The sequence below is a fragment of the Pseudomonas reinekei genome, assembly GCF_001945365.1.
Taxonomy (GTDB): Bacteria; Pseudomonadota; Gammaproteobacteria; order Pseudomonadales; family Pseudomonadaceae; genus Aquipseudomonas; species Aquipseudomonas reinekei.
In genome coordinates this window covers 240,843-263,955 of sequence record NZ_MSTQ01000008.1, presented here as the reverse complement: position 1 = coordinate 263,955, position 23,113 = coordinate 240,843, and the positions used below count along the sequence as shown (strand labels likewise).

Here is a 23,113-nt window from a genome sequence, read left to right as displayed (position 1 = left end):
CGCCATAGTGGGCGAACACCGTGCGCAGGATGTCCTCGATGGTCTGGTCTTGAAAGATCCGCGAATCGAAACGACGCGACAGCATCCACAGCCAGGGGCTCAAGGTGGCCGAATAGCAGGCCAGGCCGCCGTCACTTTTCTGCAAGCTGAATCGGCTGATAAAACCGTGAATGTAACGCGACTCGCCGCTCGCCAATTCAATGTCGAGTGACGCCGGCTGCCCTATCAGTGACTTGAGTTCCAGGCGAGCATCCTGACTGATCAGTGACAACTCGAAACTGAATAAAGTCGACAAACCCTCCGAGCCGGAGAATCGCTCGAGCAACAGCTCCTGCTGGCTTGCGATCGGGGAGGTGAATTTGATCAAACGCCGGTTCTGTGGCGAAAATATTTTTGTTAGTTCCATTAACAAGCTTCCTGCGGCATAAGCAACCGTGGTCATCCCAGGACTTGCACATCCATGCGCCTGGCGAAACCCGAAGGTGGCAATTAAGTCGCTTATGAAACAGCTTGTATGTAGGAGGCTTCCTTTTTTAGATGCAGATTTGTCCGCACAATCGCGATCGACTGGGTGGCTCTGAAAGTTTGAGGGGGGGGCGACGCTAGATACGTGGGTACTGGGGGCGAGTCCTGAAACAGGCGTAGACCTGTTCAGGACTCGACATCACGGCTTGGGCGCTTCAGCCGGTTTCGGCGCAGGATCATCAAACAGGTTCAGGCGCTCGCGAAGTTCGTGGGCCGGTAGCGGTTCCTTGTCCGCCGGCAAGGCGTTCGGGTCGACAGGTGTGGCCGGGGCCTCACCGGGCGCACCCGAACTTTGCGAGGCATCGGGTGCAGACTCCGCACCTTGCGAACCTTCAATGGCAAGCTGGGCTTTCTTGGTCAGCACCACGATGTCAATGCGACGGTTGACCGGGTTGAACGGGTGCTCGCGGTCGAACAGGGCCGACGAGGCATAACCGACCACCCGCGCCACTTGAGTATCCGGATAGCTGCCCGCCACCAAGGCGCGGCGAGCGGCATTGGCACGGTTGGCCGAGAGTTCCCAGTTACCGAAATCACCAGTGCCGCTGTACGGCTTGGCGTCGGTGTGGCCGCTGATGCTGATCTTGTTCGGCACCGCTTTGATGGTGTCAGCCATGGCCAGCAGGATGTCTTCGAAGTACGGTTTCAGCCGCGCACTGCCGGAGTCAAACATCGGCCGGTTTTCCGCGTCCACGATCTGGATGCGCAAGCCGTCCGGGGTGATTTCGAACATGATCTGGTCTTTGAATTTCTGCAGCTGCGGGTTCTCTTCGACCTTGTTCTGCAGTTCCTGCAGCAACAGTTCCAGGCGTTCCTTCTCGACCATTTCGGCCATGCCTTCGACCTGTTCGGCGTCGACCGTCACCTTGTCCGGCTGCGGCTGGGACTTCACCTCGGGGTTGAGGGTGTTTTCCGGCGCCAGGGTCGGCGTACCGCCCAGGTCGATGATGTACGGCGTGCCGCTTTCAGAAAAACCGATCGGATCCTTGAAGTAACCGGCGATGGCGATTTTCTGTTCCGGCGTTGCCGTGGACAGCAGCCACAACACCAGGAAGAACGCCATCATCGCCGTGGCGAAGTCGGCGAAGGCGATTTTCCAGGCGCCCCCGTGATGCCCACCGGCGATGCGCTTGACGCGCTTGATGATTATCGGCTGGTTATTTTCCATTTCTTAGCGACCGCGAACCGCTTGTTCCAGCTCGGCGAAGCTAGGACGGTGAGCCGGGTACAGAACCTTGCGCCCGAACTCCACGGCCAGCGATGGCGGCATGCCGGAAGCCGAAGCGACCAGCGAAGCCTTGATAGCTTCGTAGACGTTCAGTTCTTCCTTGGCATCGTGGGCCAGGGAGTGGGCCAGCGGGCCGAAGAAACCGTAGGCAGCCAGAATACCGAAGAAGGTACCCACCAGTGCCGCCCCCACGTGCAGGCCGATGGACGCCTGGTCGCCTTCGCCCAGGGAGGCCATGGTCACCACAATACCCAGTACGGCGGCAACAATACCGAAGCCGGGCATGCCGTCGGCAATCCCGTTCACCGCGTGGGACGGGTGCTCGAGGTCTTCCTTGAGGCTGTACAGCTCCATGTCGAACAGGCCTTCCAGCTCGTGGGGAGCCATGTTGCCGGAGGACATTATGCGCAGATAATCGCAAACGAACGCGGTCATGCGCTCGTCTTTGAGGACCGTCGGGTACTTGGCGAAGATCGGGCTCGCGGCGGCATCTTCGATGTCGCCTTCGATGGCCATCATGCCTTCGCGACGACTTTTGTTGAGGATCTCGTAAATCAGACCGAGCACTTCAAGGTAGAAACCATGGGTGAAACGCGAACCGAACATGCTCAGGGACTTCTTGAGCACGTGCATGGTCATGTAGCCGGGGTTGGCCTGCAGGAATGCACCGAGGGCCGCACCACCGATGATCAGCACTTCGAAAGGCTGGATCAGGGCGGCAATTTTGCCGTGGGAGAGCACGTATCCGCCGAGCACGCTCGCGAATACGACGATGATGCCGATTATTTTAGCCATAGGTAGGAGAGCACTTACTGAGTCGGGTTCAAGGTCATATTCGGAAGTTAAAAAATCTCTTCTTCTACTTATCGGCAAAACTGCGCCAGACTATAGCCAGTTCAGGCGAAAAGCCAATTTGACCCATTCCGGGCGTAGGTAATGCAGACGATGATCGCCTCCAGACATGGTTAACGAAACGAACGTCCCGACCGCAAAACCAACCACTCTCCAAGGCTGGGTCAAGCTTCTGGATGGCGTGCGCCTGCCGGTTCCGCAGGCCAGTCACGACCGTGTCTGCCGGGCACTGCGCGACAGTCGCAGCTCCCTGCGTGACATCGCCGACTTGATGCAGGAAAGCCCGGCCCTGGCCTTGAGCGTGATCCGCGAAGCCAACCGCCACACCCACGGCGGCATGACCGAGCCCGCGGAAAACCTGGAGGTGGCGATCAATCGCCTCGGCTTGAAACGCACCGAAGCATTGCTCGAACGCTTGCCCGCCATGCCCATGGCCGAGATTCCCAAGGCGTTGCGTCATCTGCAGATGATCAGCCAGCACGCGACGCAACAGGCCAACGGTTTTTTCGCCAGTCGCCTCGCACGCCTGTGGCAGGACATTCATTGGGGCAGCCTGCTGTTTCTGTCGCCGCTTTGGCCGCTGGCACTGACCCACCCGCAACTGCTCGAAGCGTGGGAACTGCGGGTCATCCATAAAGGTGAGTCGGCGCGCAACGTCGAAAAGCAGTTGTTTGGTGCACGGCTGCTGGAGATCGGCCTGGCCCTGGTAGATGCCTGGCGCCTGCCGATCTGGGTGCAACAAGGCTATAAACTGTTGCTCACCGAGCAGCGGGAACTGGTCAAAGTCCTGCGCATCGCCCGCGACAGCGAACATCCGTTGCGCCAGCAAAATCGCCTCGATGACGATCCGACCTTGCGCCGCTGGCTCAACCAGCCGGCCAACACGGTGCTGCTGGCCAACGGGCTGGCGCTCTCGGCGCAACAGGCCTGGGACAGCCCGCACAGCGAGCGCTGGCAGTACCTCACCAGCCTCTACCTGCAAATACCCATGGATGAGGTGCAACAACAATTGCACCAGCAGGCCGCCAACAGCGCCCGCCATCACGCCATGCCCGACCTCTGGCACCCGGCCGTTGCGTTGCTCTGGCCGTGGGGCACGAACCGCGTTCACGCCGGACTGCTTCCGGCCCCGGCGCCGACCGCTGAAGACCTGGCCAAGTGGCGCCGGCAATGTGCCGAACTGCTGGTCGAGCCGAGTCGTTTCACCAACGCCATGCACCTGACCACCTCGGCCCGTGACGCGCTGGTCGCGTGCGGCATGCGCCGGGTAATGATCCTGATGGCCGATCGCACCCACGCCAACCTGCGGGTGCACCAGACCGCCGGGTTGCCGAAAGAAGCGGCCGCGCTGAACTTCGTGGTCAGTCAGAGCAGCGTCCTGCAACGACTGCTCGCGCAACAAGCCCAGGTGCGCCTGACACCTGACAACAACGCACAATTTTCCGCCCTGCTGCCCAACAGCCTGCGCTCACAGTTCAGCGGCGAACACCTGATGCTGCGTTCACTGGTCAACAATGGCCGGGTGATCATGATTGTCGTGGCGGATCAGGGCGGCGGACCCTTTTCGGAAATTACCGTACAAGCCTTTGGCAAAACTGCGCAATGCATCGAGAAAGCCCTGCACAGCTTTAGCCACCGCGGCCAGTGAGGCTGCGTTACAATCTTCCCTTTTTGTGCCCTGGAGACCTCACATGTCTGACTTCTCTGGCTTGCCGCTGGTGATCGAGCCGAGCGACTTGCTCCCTCGCCTCGACGCCCGCGAACTGATTCTGGTGGACCTGACCAGCAGTGCCCGCTACACCGAAGGGCACATTCCCGGTGCGCGTTTTGTCGACCCCAAGCGCACTCAACTCGGTCAGGCACCTGCGCCGGGCCTGATGCCGCCGCAAGCGGCGCTGGAAGCGTTGTTCGGTGAACTGGGCCATAACCCCGACGCGGTCTACGTGGTGTATGACGACGAAGGCGGCGGTTGGGCCGGTCGCTTTATCTGGCTGCTGGATGTCATCGGCCACCGCAAGTACCACTATATAGACGGCGGCCTGTCGGCCTGGCTGGCTGAAGGCCTGCCGATGTCGATCCAGATCCCGCCAGCCGTGGGCGGCCCGGTTGCCCTGACGTTGCACGACGAACCCACCGCTACTCGCGAGTACCTGCAAAGCCGTCTCGGCGCCGCTGACCTGGCAATCTGGGATGCCCGCGGACCGCTGGAGTATTCCGGTGAGAAAGTGCTCGCGGCCAAGGCCGGGCATATCCCCGGCGCGGTCAACTTCGAATGGACGGCGGGCATGGATCAGGCGCGCCAGTTGCGTATTCGCACTGACATGCCGCAGATCCTCGAAAAACTCGGCATCACGCCGGACAAAGAAATCATTACCCACTGCCAGACCCATCACCGGTCGGGCTTCACTTATCTGGTGGCCAAGTCCCTCGGTTATCCGCGGGTCAAAGGCTACGCCGGTTCCTGGGGCGAATGGGGCAATCACCCTGACACGCCTGTCGAGCTTTAAGGTTTTTAAGGACACCCAATGAAAGAGCGTTTGTTTATCCTCAGCCAGTACCTGCTGCCCCATCACTTGCTCTCGCGACTGGCCGGCTGCATCGCCGAATGCCGCGTTCGCTGGTTCAAGAATGCCTTTACCGCCTGGTTCGCCAAGCGCTATCAGGTGGACATGTCCCAGGCACTGGTCGAAGACCTGACCGCCTATGAGCATTTCAACGATTTCTTCACCCGCGCCTTGAAAGACGGCGCCCGCCCGCTCGATGAAACTCCGGGCGCGATCCTCAGCCCGGCCGACGGCGCGATCAGCCAACTCGGCCCGATCGAACACGGTCGCGTGTTCCAGGCCAAGGGCCACAGTTTCAGCGTGCTGGAACTGCTGGGTGGCGACGCGGCCAATGCTGCGCCGTTCATGGGCGGTGATTTCGCGACTATTTACCTGTCGCCGAAAGACTACCACCGTGTGCACATGCCGCTGGCCGGCACCCTGCGCGAAATGGTCTACATCCCGGGTCGCCTGTTTTCGGTGAACCAGTCCACCGCTGAAAACGTACCGGAACTGTTCGCCCGCAACGAGCGTGTAGCGTGCATTTTCGACACCGAGCGCGGGCCGATGGCCGTGGTTCTGGTGGGCGCGATGATCGTTGCGTCGATCGAAACCGTATGGGCCGGCCTGGTTACGCCGCCGAAACGCGAGCTGAAAACCTTCCGCTACGACGAAGCCGCACGTGCGCCGATCCACCTGGAAAAAGGTGCGGAGCTGGGTCGCTTCAAGCTGGGTTCGACCGCTGTCGTGCTGTTCGGGCCGGATCAGGTGAAATGGGCTGAAGACATGACTGCCGGCGTGGCCGTGCAAATGGGCCAGGGTATGGGCTCACCGAAAGTTTAAAGATACCCTGTGGGAGCTGGCTTGCCAGCTCCCACATTGATTCAGGGTACTTAGAGCTGGCCGTCGCGATCGCGGAAGCCCAGCAGATACAGCACGCCATCCAGTCCCAGGGTGGAGATCGCTTGCTTGGCCGACTGCTTGACCAGCGGCTTGGCACGGAACGCCACGCCCAACCCGGCAATCGCCAGCATCGGCAGGTCATTCGCGCCATCGCCGACCGCAATGGTCTGCTCCAGACGCAAACCTTCCTTGTGTGCCAGTTCTTTCAGCAGATCCGCTTTGCGCTGCGCGTCGACAATCGGCTCGACCGCCACGCCAGTCACCTTGCCGTCGACCACTTCCAGTTCGTTGGCGAACACGTAATCGATACCGAGCCTGGCCTGCAATTGCTTGGCGAAGTAGGTAAAGCCGCCCGACAGAATGGCGGTCTTGTACCCCAGGCGCTTGAGTTCGGCGAACAGGGTTTCAGCACCTTCGGTCAAACGCAGCGAAGCGCCGATGGAATCCAGCACGCCGACATCCAGGCCTTTGAGCAACGCCAGGCGCTCTTTGAAGCTGGCACGAAAATCCAGTTCACCGGCCATCGCCCGCTCGGTGATTTCCGAAACCTTGTCACCCACGCCGGCGGCCTTGGCCAGTTCGTCGATTACCTCGGCTTCGATCAGGGTCGAATCCATGTCGAACACCGCCAGACGACGGTTACGGCGGAACAGCGAATCTTCCTGGAAGGCAATGTCGACATTCAGCTCCTGAGCGACACTGAGGAATTCGGCACGCAGCGCTTGCGGATCGGCCGCTTCGCCACGCACGGAAAACTCGATGCATCCCTTGCCTTTATCAGCCGGGGTATCCAGCGGCATGCGCCCGGACAGGCGATCGATGTGATCGATGTTCAGGCCATATTTGGCGGTGATCGAACTCACGGCCTGCAATTGTCCGGCGGTGACCTTGCGGGTCAGCAGCGTCACGATGTGGCGCTTTTTGCCCTGGTTCCCGACCCACTGCTGGTAGTCCTCCTCGGAAACCGGTGTGAAACGCACCTGTTGATCGAGCTCGTAACCCTTGAACAGGATGTCCTTGAGCACGGATTTGCCTTGCTCGGTGTCGGGAATTTCAACCAGGATGCCGAACGACAGCGTGTCGTGGATCACCGCCTGACCGATGTCGAGAATGTTCACACCACCCTGGGCCAGAACGCCGGTAATGGCCGCAGTCAGACCCGGACGGTCGACTCCCGTGATGTTTATCAGGACGATTTCGCGCAAGGCGCACCCCCGCAGGTGGAAAAAAACCGCATTCTACCCACTTTCAGTGACCATCGGGCACCGTGAGCGCTTTGACGGTCTAGGGCCTGTCGCTATACTGCGCGTCAACTTCACGGACAAAAGAGCCGAGCTCAAGTGAACCGGCCCACGCCAGTAAAAACCGATAACTTCTTCCTGCTGATCTTCCGGGCACTGCGTCACCGCCGTGTACCGATTGCATTGCGCATTGCCAGCCATAACGTGATCCTGGTCGCTCTGGCCCTGGTGATCTACGCCTGTGTGATGGGTTTGCAGTTCAAGCAGGCCATGCACGAGCAGGCAGATGCGCTGGGCGAAAGCCTGACCACGCAGACCGCCACCTCGGCCACCGAGTTGCTGGTGTCAAACGACATCCTCAGCCTCAACGTGCTGCTCAACAACCTGACCAAGAACAAGCTGGTGGCCCACGCCGCCATCTATAGCGTGGATAACCGCATCCTCGCCGAAGCCGGTCAGCGTCCCAAGCACGGCCTGTTGGGCGAAGCGGAGGGCATGTACCAGAGCAAGATCACCTTCCAGGACGTGACTGCCGGGCAGCTGCGCATCAGCCTGGACATGGATCAGTTCCAGCAACCGATGACCATCAGCCTGCAAAGCATGGGCATCCTGAGCGCGATCCTGCTGGCCTTGTCCCTGGCCTTGAGCCTGCGTCTGGGCCGGCACATCTCCACCCCGCTCCTGCAACTGCGCGTGTGGCTGCGCAATATCGACGAATACACCCCAGCCACCGAACGTCAGGACGAGATTGGAGATCTGGCGCGTCAACTGCACGCCAACTTCGCACCAGAACCGGCCGAGCCGGAACCCGTGCCGGAGCCAGAGCTCGACGACAGCGATGACGACGATGCCGAACCGGAGTTCGAAGTGCGCAACCTGCGCGATCCAAGCTTCGATGAAAGCCGCCCGATGGCAGCGATGAAGGCAGCGCCACGACGCGTTGTCAGCACTGTCGAAGACGATGACGACGATGCGTTTGCCGATTTGCTCGATGACACGGACAGTGCCGCAAAACCGTTAGCCCGCCCTGCTCCCTCGAACGTGCCGCAGCACAGCGCCGTTCTGGCCGTGCAGCTGGGCTCCCAAGAGCAACTGCGTCGCTTGCCGCGCACCCGCCTGGAAGAACTGCTCAAACGCTATCGCGACTGCCTCGATCAGGCCGCTTCGCTGTACGAAAGTGAACTGCACACGTTGAACGATGGCAGCACGCTGATGCTGTTCCACACTGAAGACAGCGGCGACGACTACCTGACCAATGCTATCTGCTGCGGCGAGTTGCTGCGCGCGCTCGGCCATCAGTTGCAGATCGAAGTCGCCGACAGCGGCATCACCCTGCAATTGCAGTTGGGCCTGACCCTGGGCGACGATTTGTTCGGCCTGAGCCAGATCGATCTGCTGCTGACCGATTCCGCCCAGGACGCCCTGGCCCTGTCGCAACACAGCCGCAACCTGCTGCTGGTGGAGCGCAAGATCAGTGACGACGCGCTGATCCGCCAACGCGCGCGGATCCGCCCGATCGCCAGCCCTGAAGGCGCCTGCTGCGTAGAGCGGCTGATGGAGCCTTATCCGTCGATGCTGGAACGGCAACTGGCGCGGATGCACGAGCGCCGGGCGTAAGCTTTAAGCCCGGTTGCGAAGAAGCCCGCAGACGATCACTCGTCTGCGGGCTTTCTTATTGCCTGTACTGCCGCTATCGCTGGCAAGCCAGCTCCCACAGCGATTGATGTCTTACATACAATCTGCGCTCAACAGATACCCTTGTGGGAGCTGGCTCGCCAGCGATGAGGCCATCAGCCGTACTGGAAGTCTCCAGTCAGCAGAAAAAACAAAGCCCGCACAAGGCGGGCTTTGGTTTGACTCGGGCCAGCCTTAGAAGCGGAACACTTCCATATCCGTACGAATCGGCGAAGCCATTGGAATCTTAGGCTGCTTTTCCGCTTCCGCCGCAGGCGCCACAGGCTTGGCGGCCGATTTCTTTGGTGCTTCGGCAATGGGCGGCTGATTGGCCAAGGGCTTGAGCGCGATCGACAGCTGTTCGGCCAGCTTCTGCAACAGCACACCCTGAGCCTGAACCTGCGCCGCCGTGGTGCCGGCGTGCAACTCCTGCAGATGAATGATGCGATTGTCGCGCACTTGTCCACGACGGTCGATCAGGCGCCATTGCGCGTCAAGAATCGCCGGCTGCTTCTCACCCGAATCCAGGCGAGTGATGGTCAGCAGCACTTGAACGTCCGGGGTGAAGCCCACGGTTGCCGGCGCCAACACCACGCGCTGGCTGTCCAGATGACCGGCGACCTGCCGCAGCAACAACTGGTCGATATCGGAAGACAGGCTGCCAGCCCAACGACCGTCGGTCGCGGCTTGCAGGCTGCCATCAGGTTGACGCTGCAGCAGGGTTTCGCGTTGCAGATAGTCGGCAACGGTCACCGGGCCCAGTAACACCGCCATGCCCGCGCTTTGCGCAGGCGAAACCGGACTTCCGCTGTCCAGTTGATACAGCGACACCGGCTGGTGAACGCTGCAACCCGCCAGGCCAAGAACGCCGGCGAGCATCAGAATAAAAGGAAGGCGCAGAGCAGTCATCGTCCCATCCAGGTGATTGCCACAAGGCTAACCACAGTGAAAATACTCAATAAATATGAAGAACGCTCGGCCACGCCGGCGCTTGAAAGGCCATATCATCCGTGAATATGCGTTCCGACTCCAGCGCGAAAGCGTCGATCTACGCGTTAAATCGTAGAACGACGCCTCTAGCACGCCTAATTGAGGTTTTCGACGAGCAGCGCATCCACCCTCTGGAAGCCACGTGGCAGTTTGTTACCACGGCGCCCACGCTCACCCTTGTAGTGTTCGAGGTCGTCCGCTTTCAGTGACAAGGTACGTTTTCCGGCCTGCAACACCAAGGTTGCGCCTTCCGGGATAACGGCGATGTCCGTGACATATTCTTCGCGACTGGCCACACGCTCACCGGAAATCCCGATGATCTTGTTGCCTTTGCCCTTACCTAATTGTGGCAGATCGCTGATCTTGAAGATCAGCAGGCGACCTTCGGTGGTCACCGACGCCAACCAGTTGTGTTCACGATCGGCCACAGGCCGCGGCAGGATGACCTTGGCGTTGTTCGGCAGGCTCAACAGCGCCTTGCCCGCCTTGTTCTTGGCCTGCAGGTCTTCGCCCTTGACCACGAAACCGTAACCGGCGTCGGAGGCGATCACGTACAGCGCGTCATCTTCCGGCATCAGCACGCATTCGAAGCTTGCACCCGGCGGCGGCGTCAGACGACCGGTCAGCGGTTCGCCCTGGCCACGGGCCGATGGCAACGTATGCGCAGCCACCGAATAGCTGCGACCGGTGGAGTCGATGAACACCGCAAATTGGTTGGAACGCCCGGCGGCCAAGGCCTTGAAGCCGTCACCGGCCTTATAGGAAAGCCCCGTAGCGTCGATGTCGTGACCTTTGGCCGAGCGAATCCAGCCTTTTTCCGACAGCACGACTGTCACTTTCTCGTTCGGCAGCAGATCGTGTTCGGTCAGGGCCTTGGCTTCAGCACGCTCGACGATTGGCGACCGGCGGTCATCGCCATAGGTTTCAGCGTCTTTGATCAGCTCGGTGCGCACCAGCTTCTTCAACTTGGCTTCACTGCTCAACAAGGCTTGCAGCTTGGCTTGTTCCTTGAGCAATTCATCCTGCTCGGCGCGCAGCTTCATTTCTTCCAGTCGCGCCAACTGACGCAGACGGGTGTCGAGGATGTAGTCGGCCTGGATTTCGCTCAGGGCGAAACGCTCGATCAGCGCAGCTTTCGGGTGTTCCTCGGTACGGATGATGTGGATCACTTCATCCAGGTTGAGGTAGGCGATCAGCAAGCCGTCCAACAGGTGCAGGCGACGTTCGACTTTATCGAGGCGGAATTGCAGGCGACGACGAACGGTCTGCACCCGGAACTCCAGCCACTCGACCAGCAAGGCACGCAGGTTTTTCAGCTGCGGTTTGCCATCCAGGCCGATGATGTTGATGTTGACCCGGTAGCTCGACTCCAGCTCGGTGCTGGCGAACAGATGCTGCATCAGCGCATCGTGGTCGAAGTTTTTCCGCGCCCCCGGAATGATCACGATCCGGCACGGGTTCTCGTGGTCGGACTCGTCGCGCAGGTCGGCGATTTGCGGGGCTTTGGACGGCTTGGCCTGCATCATGGCCGCGATCTGTTCCAGCACCTTGGCGCCCGAAACCTGATGGGGCAGCGCGGTGACGATGATGTCGCCGTCTTCGATGTGGTACACGGCGCGCATGCGCACCGAGCCCTTGCCGGTTTCGTAGATTTTCAGCAGGTCGGCGCGCGGGGTGATGATTTCCGCTTCGGTCGGGTAATCCGGACCCTGGATGTGCTCACAGAGCTGTTCGACCGTGGCTTTTGGCTCATCGAGCAAACGCACGCACGCCGACGCGACTTCGCGCAGGTTGTGCGGCGGCACGTCGGTGGCCATGCCCACGGCGATGCCGGTGGTGCCATTGAGCAGGATATTCGGCAAACGTGCCGGCAACACCAGCGGTTCGTCGAGGGTGCCGTCGAAGTTAGGCCCCCAGTCCGCCGTGCCCTGACCCAGTTCGCTGAGCAGCACTTCGGAATAGCGCGACAGCCGCGCCTCGGTGTATCGCATGGCGGCAAAGGATTTGGGATCATCCGGCGCACCCCAGTTGCCCTGGCCATCGACCAGCGTGTAGCGGTAGCTGAACGGCTGGGCCATCAGCACCATCGCTTCGTAGCAAGCCGAGTCGCCGTGGGGGTGGAACTTGCCGAGTACGTCACCGACGGTACGCGCCGATTTCTTGTGTTTGGAATCGGCGTCCAGCCCCAACTCGCTCATGGCGTAGATGATGCGCCGCTGCACGGGCTTCAGGCCGTCGCCGATATGCGGCAAGGCACGGTCCATGATCACGTACATGGAATAGTTGAGGTAGGCATTTTCGGTGAAGTCAGCCAGCGATCGGCGTTCTACGCCATCTAAGCTGTCTGCAAGGATGTCGCTCATGCGGGCCTCATCGGTTCGTTGTCTGGCGCAGCAGCATGGTGCCACCGCGCTGGGTAAATTCAAGTTTGTTCAGTGCACTCATGCCGAGCAGCACCTGGTCGCCATGCAGGCCGGGCGCCACCAGTGCGCGGACATCCCGCAGCACGATGTCGCCCAGTTGCAGGCGTTCAATACGGGTGCGATAGCCCTGGCTCAGGCCATTGGCCGTGCTCAGGGTCACACCGAAACCTTGCTCCAGCTTCAAACGCCGGGCCAGATCGGCCGGGATCGCCACATCGGTCGCCCCGGTGTCGAGCATGAAATCCACCGGGTGCCCGTTGATCTGACCGCTGGCGACGAAATGCCCCTGGGCATTGCTGGCCAGTTTCACCTCGATAAAACCGTCGCCCTGTTCCGAGCTCACGACAACATTCGGGTTTTGCTGCCGCTCTTCCCATTGGCCGAAAAACCGCGTTGCCAGAAACAGCGCCGCGCACCAGGCCAGCACCATCAACACCCGACCGGCACGCTTGCCCGGGGTTTGCTGACTCACGGCTTGGCGCTCCAGCCACCGTCAGGCGCGGCAAAGCGCCAGACGATCGGACGAACTTCACCATCGGCGCGAGCACCGGTGTTGTTGTCGATACCGATCCAGGCACCGTCAGCGTCCACGACCAACGCTTCCGCGAGGCCATAGTCCTGTGGATAACGGCGGTTTTCCTGCAAGGCTTCATCGGCAAACGACCAGCAACGCTCAACCTTGGCGGTCTGCGCATCCCGGCGGCAGATCTCGAACGCATTGCGCTCCAGGGTAAACAGCTTGCCGTTGAACAATGACAGATCGGCAAAATCCCGGGGCATCGCTCTGGCATGGGGAAATTGTGCTGGCTGCATTTCTTTTCCCGCTTCACTCAGCAGCACGCAGCCACCCTCGCAGTCCCACACCGATTGCTTGCGCTTGATCAGCAGCAAACCGCGGCTTTCACGCTCGGCGGCCAACCATAGTTGATCCCCCTCAGGATTGACCGCCAGGCCTTCGAACAGTGCATTGAAGCGCAACAACAGGCCACTGGCCCGGGCTTCGCGAACCATCAGCGGCGAGATCTTCAGCCAGGAGGTCGGCCCGGTTGGCGGTATTTGCAATACTGCGGCATGGGCTTCGCTGACCACATAGCGGTTGCCCGCGCTGTCGCAGGTGATGCCCTCGAAGTCCAGGTTGCCACCACGCACGTACGAAGCGGCCCAGGCCCGCGAACGCAAGCCCCAAGGTAACCCGCTGTCCGGCACATCAGGCACGCCGATGCCCACGGCTTCGGCTTGCCAGACACTGGCCCGGGTATCGAGGCGGTAGATCTGATCGTCGTCGCGGTCGGAGACAGTCCACAGCTCCTTGCCGCACTGCGCCAGCCCGGACAGGTTGCCGCCGCGCATGCCATCGACGGCATGCTCGGACAACAGACGCAGTTGCGCAGTCGGTTCGGCAGACACCGTCATCGAGGTCAGCAGCAACGCACACGCCAGGGCAAAGCCCAAGCGCATCAGCCCAACACCTCCGCCAGGTTGCCTTTGGATTCCAGCCAGGTCTTGCGGTCGCCAGCGCGTTTTTTCGCCAGCAACATGTCCATCATTTCCGAGGTCGCCTCGAAATTATCGCCCAGCGTCAGCTGCACCAGGCGCCGGGTGTTCGGGTCCATGGTGGTTTCGCGCAGTTGCGGCGGGTTCATTTCGCCCAGACCTTTGAATCGCGTGACCTGCGGTTTGCCGCGTTTCTTCTCGGCCACCAGGCGATCGAGAATGCCATCACGCTCGGCTTCGTCGAGGGCGTAGTAAATCTCTTTGCCCAGGTCGATGCGGTACAACGGCGGCATGGCGACGTAGACGTGACCGGCATCGACCAGCGCCCGGAAATGCTGGACGAACAAGGCACAGAGCAAGGTTGCGATGTGTAGACCGTCGGAGTCGGCGTCGGCAAGGATGCAGATCTTGCCGTAGCGCAACTGGCTCATGTCCGCAGCGCCCGGATCGACGCCAATGGCCACGGCAATGTTGTGCACTTCCTGGCTGGCCAACACTTCGCTGCCGTCGACTTCCCAGGTGTTGAGGATCTTGCCGCGCAACGGCAGGATCGCCTGGAACTCTTTGTCCCGCGCCTGCTTGGCCGAGCCGCCGGCAGAATCACCTTCCACCAGGAACAGTTCGGAACGCATCGGGTCCTGCCCGGCGCAGTCGGCGAGTTTGCCCGGCAATGCCGGCCCCTGGGTGATGCGCTTGCGCTCGACCTTCTTGCTCGCCTTCAGGCGACGCCCGGCGTTGTTGATTGCCAGCTCGGCCAGCGCCAGACCGGTTTCCGGGTTGGCGTTGAGCCAGAGGCTGAACGCATCCTTGACCACACCGGACACGAACGCCGCCGCTTCCCGGGACGACAGACGCTCTTTGGTCTGGCCGGAGAATTGCGGCTCCTGCATTTTCATCGACAGCACGAAAGCGATGCGTTCCCAAACGTCTTCCGGCGCCAGCTTCACGCCGCGCGGCAGCAAGCTGCGGAACTCGCAGAACTCACGCATGGCGTCGAGCAAGCCCTGGCGCAAACCGTTGACGTGGGTACCGCCCTGGGCGGTCGGAATCAGGTTGACGTAGCTTTCCTGCACCGCGTCGCCACCTTCCGGCAGCCACAACAGCGCCCAATCCACGGCTTCCTTGTTACCGGCCAGGCTGCCGCAGAACGGTTCGTCCGGCAGGCGCTCGAATTCGCTGACCGCGTCCACCAGATAGGAACGCAGGCCGTCTTCGTAATGCCATTCGACTTTCTCGCCGGTGGCCTTGTCTTCAAAACTGACCAGCAGCCCCGGGCATAGAACGGCCTTGGCCTTGAGCACATGCTTGAGGCGGCTGATGGAGAACTTTGGTGAATCGAAGTACTTCGGGTCCGGCGCGAAGAACACGCTGGTGCCGGTGTTGCGCTTGCCGACCATACCGACGATTTCCAGCTCGGTGGCTTTGTAGCCATCCTTGAAGGTCATCTGGTATTCGTTGCCGTCACGCTTCACACGTACGCGGACTTCGTTCGACAAGGCGTTGACCACGGAAATACCCACCCCGTGCAGACCGCCGGAGAACTGGTAGTTCTTGTTGGAAAACTTGCCGCCCGCATGGAGTTTGGTGAGGATCAGTTCGACGCCCGACACGCCCTCTTCGGGGTGAATATCCACCGGCATGCCACGGCCGTCATCGCTGACTTCCAGCGAGTGATCGGCGTGCAGGACGACCTGCACCGATTTGGCGTGCCCGGCCAAGGCTTCGTCGACGCTGTTGTCGATGACTTCCTGGGCGAGGTGGTTCGGCCGACTGGTGTCGGTGTACATGCCGGGGCGTTTGCGCACCGGGTCGAGGCCCGAGAGGACTTCGATGGCGTCGGCGTTATAAGAGCTAGCGCTGGGAGTGGCCATGGGGTCTCGTCGTCAGTCGTTCATTGAAAATAGGGGGCGAGATTTCACAATGCGGTGAAATCTATCGCCTGATACAAATCAGCGCCAATGCCGGCAAAACTCAGCATGGTTGGAAGCTGTGCGGCAAACCCCAGGAAACTATGGTCACCGCCGGCCTGGATACGCAAGGCACAGGCCCGGTAATACTGCTGCGCCAGGCGATAGTCCAGTGTTTCATCACCCGTCTGCAACCATACCTGATAGCGCTGCGGGTCCTGAGGTGCCGGCACTTCCAGCTCGGCCAGGGCCGTTACGTGGTCGTGGGTCAATTCCCAGGCCTCATCGGTATACAGGTTTTTCTGCGTCCCCAGGAATCCGTCGAACATCCGGTGCGGACTGACGGCAGGGTTGATCAGCAGGGCTTTCAGGCCATGGCGCTCGGCCAGGTGAGTCGCATAGTAGCCGCCGAGTGAGCTGCCGACCAGCAGTGGCCGTCCGAGCGCTTCAATCGCCTGTTCGAGCTGACCGATGGCTTCGCGGGGATGGTGATGCAGGGCGGGTACACGCAATTTTTCGCTCAAGCCCAGGCGCTCCATCACATCGACCAACTGAGACGCCTTCTTTGACGACGGCGAACTGTTGAAACCGTGGATATAAAGGATCGAACCGGACATTTGAACTCCCTGCGCGTCGGGTAAAGAAGCGGAGTTTACAGGGAGACTGGGGAATGGGGGATATCCGTGGAATTCACGCCGCCTGAGCGGACGCCATCGCGAGCAAGCTCGCACACAGGGGATTTGTGAACGCCTCGGATCCCTGTGGGAGCGAGCCTGCTCGCGATGGCCGCGCTTCGGTATGTGGAGACGACAAACAACTCAGTAGCCGTTGGAGCCGTAATCGACCTGGAAGTCGAAGCCAGTCACGCGCTCTACTCCGGTTTCCAGCTGCCCATCCGGCAACAGCCGCAACCAGCGATACCCCGGCGCCTGCTCGCCGACCTTGAAATCCTCGCTGCCCGGTTCGAACTGAATGCAGGTCGATGGCGAGGCAATCAGACGTACGTTGTTACGCAATTGATCGATTTCCTGATGCACATGCCCCCACAGCACTGCACGCACTTGTGGAAAACGATCGAGCACTTCAAAAAAGGCTTCGGGATTGCGCAAGCCTATCGGCTCCATCCACGCACAGCCGATGGACACCGGATGATGGTGAAAGCACACCAGATGATGGCGTTCCGGCGCCTCGCTCAGCGCACGGACCAGCAACTGCAATTGGTCGTCCTGCAAAAAGCCCGGCACCGAACCCGGCACCGCCGAATCCAGCAGCGTGACCCGCCAGTTACCGATATCCACCACCGGCTCCAGCAAGGCGCTCTGCACCGCGGCCTCGGCCATGATCTGCGGTTCGTCGTGGTTGCCAGGAATCCAGCGCGCCGGCGCATCGAACTGTCGGGTCAGATCGCGAAATTGCTGATAAGACTCCAACGTGCCGTCCTGGGACAGGTCGCCGGTAGCCAGAATCAGATCGATCTGCGGCTGTTGCGCCTGCACCAGCTCAATGACTTTTTGCAGGCTGTCGCGGGTGTTCATGCCCAGCAGCGTACCGTCCGCCTCGGCGAACAGATGGCTGTCGGAAATTTGCACCAGCAGTGCCGGCTCGACGGAGCTCAAGGTGGATACGCTCGGCAAGGTGTTCTCCCAGGGCGTGATCACGGGATTGGATGATTGGCGCAATTATGCTGGGGGACGATCGAAAGAAGAAACCTGTGAACCTGACGCAGTTCACAACTGCGACGGAAGTTAACGTACCACTTCGTATTCATGTCCCAATGCCAGGCAATGGCTCAGCCACTCGCCCAGGAACATATTCAGCTGAGCCTTTTCGTCAGGCTGGTGCATCGAGGCATTCGGGTAAGGATAGATGCCGCGAAAGCGTCGCGCATGTTCGGCGCTGACCACTTCGGCCATGCAGGCGTCGTGATACACCTGCACTTCCAGTTGCGGCACCGGCAGCCACGGCAGGCTGTGCTCCTGACGCACTTGCAGGGTGGTGGTGTAAGGACAGACCTGCAGCACCTCCAGTGCCAGCACGCCGAGCATCTGGTCACCATGGGTCACGGCGATGCGCCGCGCGGCGGGCTCGCTGCGCATGTCCGGCAGCAGTCGCATCAGGCGCGCGTAGTTCGCCTCGCAGGACGCTTGCAGCCCCACGAGGTCCACCCGATAGCGATCGCGCAGTTTGTTTACGACCATAACCCCCTCACTTCAATGCGGTTCAAGGCCAACCATTGCAAGGCAATGATGCTTGGCGCATTGGCAATACGTCCGTCGCGTACGGCTTGCAGGGCATCTTCAAAGGCCCACACCGAAACGCGGATATCTTCTGCCTCTTCCTCCAGCCCATGCAGGCCGCCAACTCCGATGGTGTCGCAACGCCCCAGGTACAAATGCACGAATTCGTTGCTGCCGCCCGGCGATGGAAAATATTTGGTCATCGGCCAGAGCGCCCTGATTTCAAGCCCAGCTTCCTCCTGCGCTTCGCGGTGAGCAACTTCTTCCGGTTGTTCATCCTTGTCGATCAGACCGGCAACCAGTTCTACCAGCCACGGATTGTCGATCTTGCCCATCGCGCCGACACGAAACTGCTCGATCAGTACCACTTCGTCACGCTGTGGATCGTAAGGCAACATGCACACCGCATCATGACGAACGAACAGTTCACGGCTGATTTCGCGGCTCATGCCGCCGGCGAACAATTCGTGGCGCAAGTGCACGCGATCAAGCTTGTAGAAGCCTTCGAAGCACTTTTCGCGCCGAACGATCTCTACGGCGGTCGGAATGGCGTTGGCAAAATCCGTCATGACTATCCTCTTACTTCAAACCGATACGAGGTTCCGTTACCCGGAGCCTCGACTTCGCGCCATCCTAACGCGCCCGTGAGGTTTGATGCAGCCCCTTTCCCGTCAGCGGGATAGACGGTGAAGGCGAAACCCACTCTAATTAGCTTAGTGGCGAACTGACTGCTCCGTTGATAGTCGAAGCGGGTAACTTTTTGCCTTTCCCTGATTTATGAAGGACACCCATGTCGCTTTTTAAAATCGCCTCCGTGGCCGCCGTCGCCCTGACCCTGGGCGCCTGCCAGAGTTTGTTCCAGCCCAATTATCGCGTGCCGCTGGAAACAACCCGCGACGCCACCGAACAGCTCCAGCCGGGTTGCAAGGATCAGGATTGCCCGCTGGTAAACATCGACACCCTGCATTTTCCTGCCGAGCCTGCGCTGGACGGCATCATCGAAAAACGCCTGCTGCAAATGACCCGCACTTCGCCCGACGCCCCGGTAGCGCCGACGCTGGCGGCTTACCGCGAGCAGTTCTTGCGTACCGCCGGCCCGCGCAACAGCAGCTATCTGCAAGCGAAAGTACGCGAGCAGCATGACGGCTTGGTGATCATAGAATTGTCCAGCTACCTGGATACAGGCGGCGCCCATGGCACGCCGGGGCGTGGCTTCATCAACTATTCCCGCCAGCAGCACAAAGTGCTGACCCTGTCGGACATGCTGGTACCAGGGCAGGAAGACGCGTTCTGGAAAGCTGCACAGGTGGCGCACAACAGCTGGTTGATCAGCACCAAGCTCGATCAGGAACCGGAGTTCGTCAAGAGCTGGCCGTTCCAGAAGACCCAGAACGTGGCGCTGACCTATGGCGGGGTGATCCTCAAGTATGAAACCAGCAGCATCGCGCCTTACGCGCTGGGCCATGTCGAATTGAAGATCCCCTACCCTCGCCTGAATGGCATCCTCAAGCCCGAGCTGTTTCCCGGCCGTAACTGAAGGCCCGGCCCAGCACTAGCTGCAGCAGCCCTGCCACCACCAGTGCCGGCAGGGTTGCGCCGATATCCGGATAAAGATTGGCCAGCAGATGATAGGTGCTGACCCCGCCCAGCCAGGCGAGCAGCGCCGGCCAGCGCAAGGCGGCTGACGCCACCTGGCCGCTGCGCTTGCGCAGGATGAAGTGATCCACCAGCACCACGCCGAACAACGGCGCAAACACCGAGCCAATCAGCAGCAGGAAGTTCTGGTACTGGGCCAATGGCGCCAGCAAGGCGATCAAGGTGCAGACGACGCCAATGGCCAACGCCAGGTGCTCGACTTTCAAGCGCAACAGAATCCCGCTCGACACCGCCGCCGAGTGAATATCGGCAAAGGCGTTTTCCGATTCATCCAGCAGAATCAGCAGCAGCGGAATCCCCAGGCCGGCACCGGCCAGCGCCAACAGCAAGGCATTGACTTCACCGCTCGGCGCGAACGCCAGGGTGTAGGCCACGCCCAGGCTCATCAGCCAGAAATTACCGATGAAGAAACCGATGGCAGTGCCACCGAAAACGTTTTTCGCCCGCTTGCCGAAACGCGAGTAGTCGGCAATCAGCGGCAGCCACGACAGCGGCATGGCGATGGCAATGTCGAAGCCCACGGCGAACGGCATCGAGCCATCGCCGGCCTGCGCCCACAGCGCGGCCAGGTCCGCTTTGGCGAACAGGTTCCAGGTCAGCCAGATGCACGCCGCCAGCAGCAGCCAGATGCCCCACTTACGCAGGATCTGGCGCACGAAGGTCAGCGGCCCGCTGACCGCGAGCAAGGTTGCCAGGGCGCCGAAAAACAGCGTCCACAGGATCGGGCTGGACATCAGGCTGCCGTCGCTGAACGCCTTGGCGCCCAACAGGCTGGCGGCATCGCGCATGACGATGATTTCGAACGAACCCCAACCGATCAGTTGCAGCAGGTTCAGCACCGCCGGCAGGCTCGCGCCTTTGGCACCGAGGCTGAGCTTGAGCGCGGCCATCGATGACAGACCGGTGTCGCTGCCGATCACGCCGACCGCCGCCAGCAGCAGAACGCCGACCAGCGTGCCAAGGAAAATCGCCAGCAACGAGCCGGACAGGCCCAGGCCCGGCGCGAGCAGTGCACCGGTCTGCAGAACCATCAGGCCGATGCCGAGGGAGAACCACAGGGAAAAAAGATCGCGGCCGCCGAAGACACGTTTGTCGATCGGCACCGCGAGATCGGGGGAATAAGTACTGGGTTGAATGCTCAAGGGTGTTATCTCAGAGGGACATTTGTTGTTGTGTAAATCACCCTTGTGGCGAGGGAGCAAGCTCCCTCGCCACAAGGGTAAGCGGCGCACCCGCGTGCGCTGCTCAGATCAAACTTTCTGGTACAGCTGACTGCCTTCCTTCTTGAACCGCTCGGCCTGTTCCGCCATGCCTTGGGCGACGTCCACGTCCACCGCTTCGATCCGCTGGTTGGCCGCATACTCGCGGACTTCCTGGGTGATTTTCATCGAGCAGAACTTCGGCCCGCACATCGAGCAGAAATGCGCGACCTTGGCCGAATCCTTCGGCAGGGTTTCATCGTGATACGAGCGAGCCGTGTCCGGATCGAGGCCCAGGTTGAACTGGTCTTCCCAACGGAATTCGAAGCGCGCTTTGCTCAAGGCGTTGTCACGAATCTGCGCGCCCGGATGACCCTTCGCCAGGTCGGCAGCATGAGCGGCGATCTTGTAGGTGATGATCCCGGTCTTCACGTCATCCTTGTTCGGCAGGCCCAGGTGTTCCTTCGGCGTCACGTAACAGAGCATGGCGCAACCGAACCAGCCGATCATCGCCGCACCGATACCCGAGGTGATGTGGTCGTAGCCCGGTGCGATGTCGGTGGTCAGAGGGCCGAGGGTGTAGAACGGCGCCTCGTCGCAGCACTCGAGCTGTTTGTCCATGTTTTCTTTGATCAACTGCATCGGCACGTGACCCGGGCCTTCGATCATGCACTGCACGTCGTGCTTCCAGGCGATCTTGGTCAGCTCGCCGAGGGTTTCCAGTTCGCCGAACTGCGCTTCGTCGTTGGCATCGGCAATCGAGCCCGGACGCAGGCCATCGCCCAGCGAGAAGCTGACGTCGTAGGCCTTCATGATTTCGCAGATGTCTTCGAAATGGGTGTAGAGGAAGTTCTCTTTGTGGTGTGCCAGGCACCACTTGGCCATGATCGAACCGCCACGGGAAACGATGCCGGTCACGCGCTTGGCGGTCATCGGCACATAGCGCAACAGCACGCCGGCGTGGATGGTGAAGTAGTCGACGCCCTGCTCGGCCTGCTCGATCAGCGTGTCGCGGAACAGCTCCCAGGTCAGGTCTTCGGCGACGCCGCCGACTTTTTCCAGGGCCTGGTAAATCGGCACGGTACCGATCGGCACCGGCGAGTTACGGATGATCCATTCGCGGGTTTCGTGGATATGCTTGCCGGTGGACAGGTCCATGACCGTGTCCGAACCCCAGCGAATGCCCCAGGTCAGTTTCGCCACTTCTTCTTCAATGGACGAACCCAGGGCGCTGTTGCCGATGTTGCCGTTGATCTTCACCAGGAAGTTACGGCCGATGATCATCGGTTCCAGTTCAGTGTGGTTAATGTTGGCCGGAATGATCGCGCGACCACGGGCGATTTCGTCACGGACAAATTCGGGGGTAATGACTTTCGGCACGCTGGCGCCGAAGCTGTGGCCGGCGTGTTGCTGGTCCAGCAGGCCGGCGGCGCGGGCCACTTCCAGCTTCATGTTTTCGCGGATGGCGACGTATTCCATCTCGGCAGTGATGATGCCTTGGCGCGCGTAGTGCATCTGGCTGACGTTGGCGCCTGGTTTGGCGCGACGTGGATTGTTGACGTGGGCGAAACGCAACTTGGTCAACTCGGGATCGGCGAGACGTTCCTGGCCGAAGTTCGAGCTCAGGCCAGCGAGACGCTCGGTGTCGCCACGGGCTTCGATCCACGGCGAACGCACGTCGGCCAGGCCTTTGCGCACGTCGATGATGACGTTGGGATCGGTGTACGGGCCTGAAGTGTCATACACCACGACCGGTGCGTTGACCTCGCCGCCGAAGTCGGTCGGCGTCACATCGAGGCTGATTTCGCGCATCGGCACGAGGATGTCGGGGCGAGTGCCCTGAACATAGATTTTCTGCGAGCGGGTAAACGGCTGAACCGATTGCTGATCGACCTTGGCCGATTCACTCAGGTTGGTGGCGATTTTTGCTTTTGTAGTCATCACGGGTTCTCCAGACAGCATCCAGGCAGTGGATTTTTGTCGGAGCGAACCTGTAAACGAATGGACGCACATGCGCTGGGAAATCCAGCTGTGCTGTGCTCAGTGCTCGAGGGGTGTTCGATTGTCGAACAACATCCCGGACGAAGCACAAGAGGACTCGCCGGGTGACGAGAAATCTTGTTCCCTACGCAGGCGCTAACCTGATCAGGTTCAACGGGATCCGAAATTATTCGATCTCAGCCTCATAGCAAGGCACCCCGACAAGAACCCGGCCAGTCTAGACACAACTGACAAAGAACG

Annotated in this window: 20 protein-coding genes and 1 riboswitch; of the genes, 5 read left to right on the top strand and 15 right to left on the bottom strand. The window is 60.7% G+C overall.

Going from position 1 to position 23,113, the window contains the following annotated elements; translation table 11 throughout:
• The 3 genes from BVK86_RS15940 to motA form a co-directional block, all read right to left on the bottom strand.
• The coding region (locus tag BVK86_RS15940; protein ID WP_425272399.1) for a contractile injection system protein, VgrG/Pvc8 family at positions 1 to 406 on the bottom strand (406 nt) is incomplete at its 3' end.
• 258 nt (positions 407 to 664) lie between these two features.
• On the bottom strand, positions 665 to 1,693 hold the full coding sequence (gene motB, locus BVK86_RS15935) for a flagellar motor protein MotB (RefSeq protein ID WP_075947331.1): 1,029 nt from the start codon (positions 1,691 to 1,693) through the stop codon (positions 665 to 667).
• 3 nt (positions 1,694 to 1,696) lie between these two features.
• Entirely contained in the window at positions 1,697 to 2,548 is an 852-nt protein-coding gene (gene motA, locus BVK86_RS15930; protein WP_075947330.1) for a flagellar motor stator protein MotA, read from the bottom strand.
• Positions 2,549 to 2,714: 166 nt separating this feature from the next.
• On the opposite strand from motA, the gene BVK86_RS15925 reads away from it, so the two are divergent.
• From BVK86_RS15925 to asd, 3 genes are read left to right on the top strand one after another with little or no spacing between them, the layout of a single operon-like run.
• Positions 2,715 to 4,253: an HDOD domain-containing protein gene (locus BVK86_RS15925; RefSeq protein ID WP_075947329.1), complete on the top strand. Its 1,539-nt coding sequence runs from the start codon at positions 2,715 to 2,717 to the stop codon at positions 4,251 to 4,253.
• Between the two features lie 43 nt (positions 4,254 to 4,296).
• Positions 4,297 to 5,112: a rhodanese-like domain-containing protein gene (locus BVK86_RS15920; RefSeq protein ID WP_075947328.1), complete on the top strand. Its 816-nt coding sequence runs from the start codon at positions 4,297 to 4,299 to the stop codon at positions 5,110 to 5,112.
• Between the two features lie 18 nt (positions 5,113 to 5,130).
• Positions 5,131 to 5,991 carry an archaetidylserine decarboxylase gene (gene asd / locus BVK86_RS15915; protein WP_075947327.1) on the top strand — a complete coding sequence of 287 codons (861 nt, stop codon included), beginning with the start codon at positions 5,131 to 5,133 and terminating at the stop codon, positions 5,989 to 5,991.
• A 50-nt stretch (positions 5,992 to 6,041) separates the two neighbouring features.
• Here asd and serB read toward each other — a convergent pair whose 3' ends face one another.
• Positions 6,042 to 7,256: a phosphoserine phosphatase SerB gene (gene serB / locus BVK86_RS15910; protein WP_075947326.1), complete on the bottom strand. Its 1,215-nt coding sequence runs from the start codon at positions 7,254 to 7,256 to the stop codon at positions 6,042 to 6,044.
• A gap of 135 nt (positions 7,257 to 7,391) precedes the next feature.
• Between serB and BVK86_RS15905 the strand changes: the two genes are divergently transcribed.
• Positions 7,392 to 8,909 (top strand): AhpA/YtjB family protein, encoded by a 1,518-nt coding sequence (locus BVK86_RS15905; RefSeq protein WP_075947325.1) that lies wholly within the window; start codon positions 7,392 to 7,394, stop codon positions 8,907 to 8,909.
• Positions 8,910 to 9,161: 252 nt separating this feature from the next.
• Here BVK86_RS15905 and BVK86_RS15900 read toward each other — a convergent pair whose 3' ends face one another.
• The 9 genes from BVK86_RS15900 to BVK86_RS15860 form a co-directional block, all read right to left on the bottom strand.
• Positions 9,162 to 9,875 (bottom strand): PqiC family protein, encoded by a 714-nt coding sequence (locus tag BVK86_RS15900; protein WP_075947324.1) that lies wholly within the window; start codon positions 9,873 to 9,875, stop codon positions 9,162 to 9,164.
• Between the two features lie 176 nt (positions 9,876 to 10,051).
• The gene (gene parC, locus BVK86_RS15895) at positions 10,052 to 12,319 is read right to left on the bottom strand and encodes a DNA topoisomerase IV subunit A (protein WP_075947323.1); all 2,268 of its coding nucleotides are present in this window, start codon (positions 12,317 to 12,319) and stop codon (positions 10,052 to 10,054) included.
• Between the two features lie 7 nt (positions 12,320 to 12,326).
• Positions 12,327 to 12,851 carry a retropepsin-like aspartic protease family protein gene (locus tag BVK86_RS15890; protein WP_075947322.1) on the bottom strand — a complete coding sequence of 175 codons (525 nt, stop codon included), beginning with the start codon at positions 12,849 to 12,851 and terminating at the stop codon, positions 12,327 to 12,329.
• Positions 12,848 to 13,837 carry an esterase-like activity of phytase family protein gene (locus BVK86_RS15885; protein WP_075947321.1) on the bottom strand — a complete coding sequence of 330 codons (990 nt, stop codon included), beginning with the start codon at positions 13,835 to 13,837 and terminating at the stop codon, positions 12,848 to 12,850. Before BVK86_RS15885 ends, BVK86_RS15890 begins: the two co-directional genes overlap by 4 nt.
• A complete protein-coding gene (gene parE / locus BVK86_RS15880) occupies positions 13,837 to 15,744 on the bottom strand; it encodes a DNA topoisomerase IV subunit B (RefSeq protein ID WP_075947320.1) in 1,908 nt (635 codons plus the stop codon). The genes BVK86_RS15885 and parE overlap by 1 nt, the downstream gene beginning before the upstream one ends.
• A gap of 44 nt (positions 15,745 to 15,788) precedes the next feature.
• Positions 15,789 to 16,397, bottom strand: coding sequence for a YqiA/YcfP family alpha/beta fold hydrolase (locus tag BVK86_RS15875; RefSeq protein ID WP_075947319.1), 609 nt, complete (start codon positions 16,395 to 16,397; stop codon positions 15,789 to 15,791).
• Between the two features lie 201 nt (positions 16,398 to 16,598).
• The gene (gene cpdA / locus BVK86_RS15870; protein ID WP_075947318.1) at positions 16,599 to 17,414 is read right to left on the bottom strand and encodes a 3',5'-cyclic-AMP phosphodiesterase; all 816 of its coding nucleotides are present in this window, start codon (positions 17,412 to 17,414) and stop codon (positions 16,599 to 16,601) included.
• A 111-nt stretch (positions 17,415 to 17,525) separates the two neighbouring features.
• The gene (locus BVK86_RS15865) at positions 17,526 to 17,978 is read right to left on the bottom strand and encodes a DUF1249 domain-containing protein (protein WP_008063540.1); all 453 of its coding nucleotides are present in this window, start codon (positions 17,976 to 17,978) and stop codon (positions 17,526 to 17,528) included.
• On the bottom strand, positions 17,969 to 18,586 hold the full coding sequence (locus tag BVK86_RS15860; RefSeq protein WP_075947317.1) for an NUDIX domain-containing protein: 618 nt from the start codon (positions 18,584 to 18,586) through the stop codon (positions 17,969 to 17,971). The genes BVK86_RS15865 and BVK86_RS15860 overlap by 10 nt, the downstream gene beginning before the upstream one ends.
• Positions 18,587 to 18,807: 221 nt before the next feature.
• Here BVK86_RS15860 and BVK86_RS15855 point away from each other — a divergent pair, with 221 nt between their 5' ends.
• Positions 18,808 to 19,554, top strand: a complete 747-nt coding sequence (locus BVK86_RS15855; RefSeq protein WP_075947316.1) for an RsiV family protein — start codon at positions 18,808 to 18,810, stop codon at positions 19,552 to 19,554.
• Here the strand turns inward: BVK86_RS15855 and cytX are convergent.
• Positions 19,523 to 20,815 (bottom strand): putative hydroxymethylpyrimidine transporter CytX, encoded by a 1,293-nt coding sequence (gene cytX, locus BVK86_RS15850; protein ID WP_075947315.1) that lies wholly within the window; start codon positions 20,813 to 20,815, stop codon positions 19,523 to 19,525. The genes BVK86_RS15855 and cytX overlap by 32 nt on opposite strands.
• 108 nt (positions 20,816 to 20,923) lie before the next feature.
• The gene (thiC, locus tag BVK86_RS15845; RefSeq protein ID WP_075947314.1) at positions 20,924 to 22,813 is read right to left on the bottom strand and encodes a phosphomethylpyrimidine synthase ThiC; all 1,890 of its coding nucleotides are present in this window, start codon (positions 22,811 to 22,813) and stop codon (positions 20,924 to 20,926) included.
• A gap of 164 nt (positions 22,814 to 22,977) precedes the next feature.
• Positions 22,978 to 23,083, bottom strand: a riboswitch (TPP riboswitch).
• Between the last annotated feature and the right edge of the window lie 30 nt (positions 23,084 to 23,113).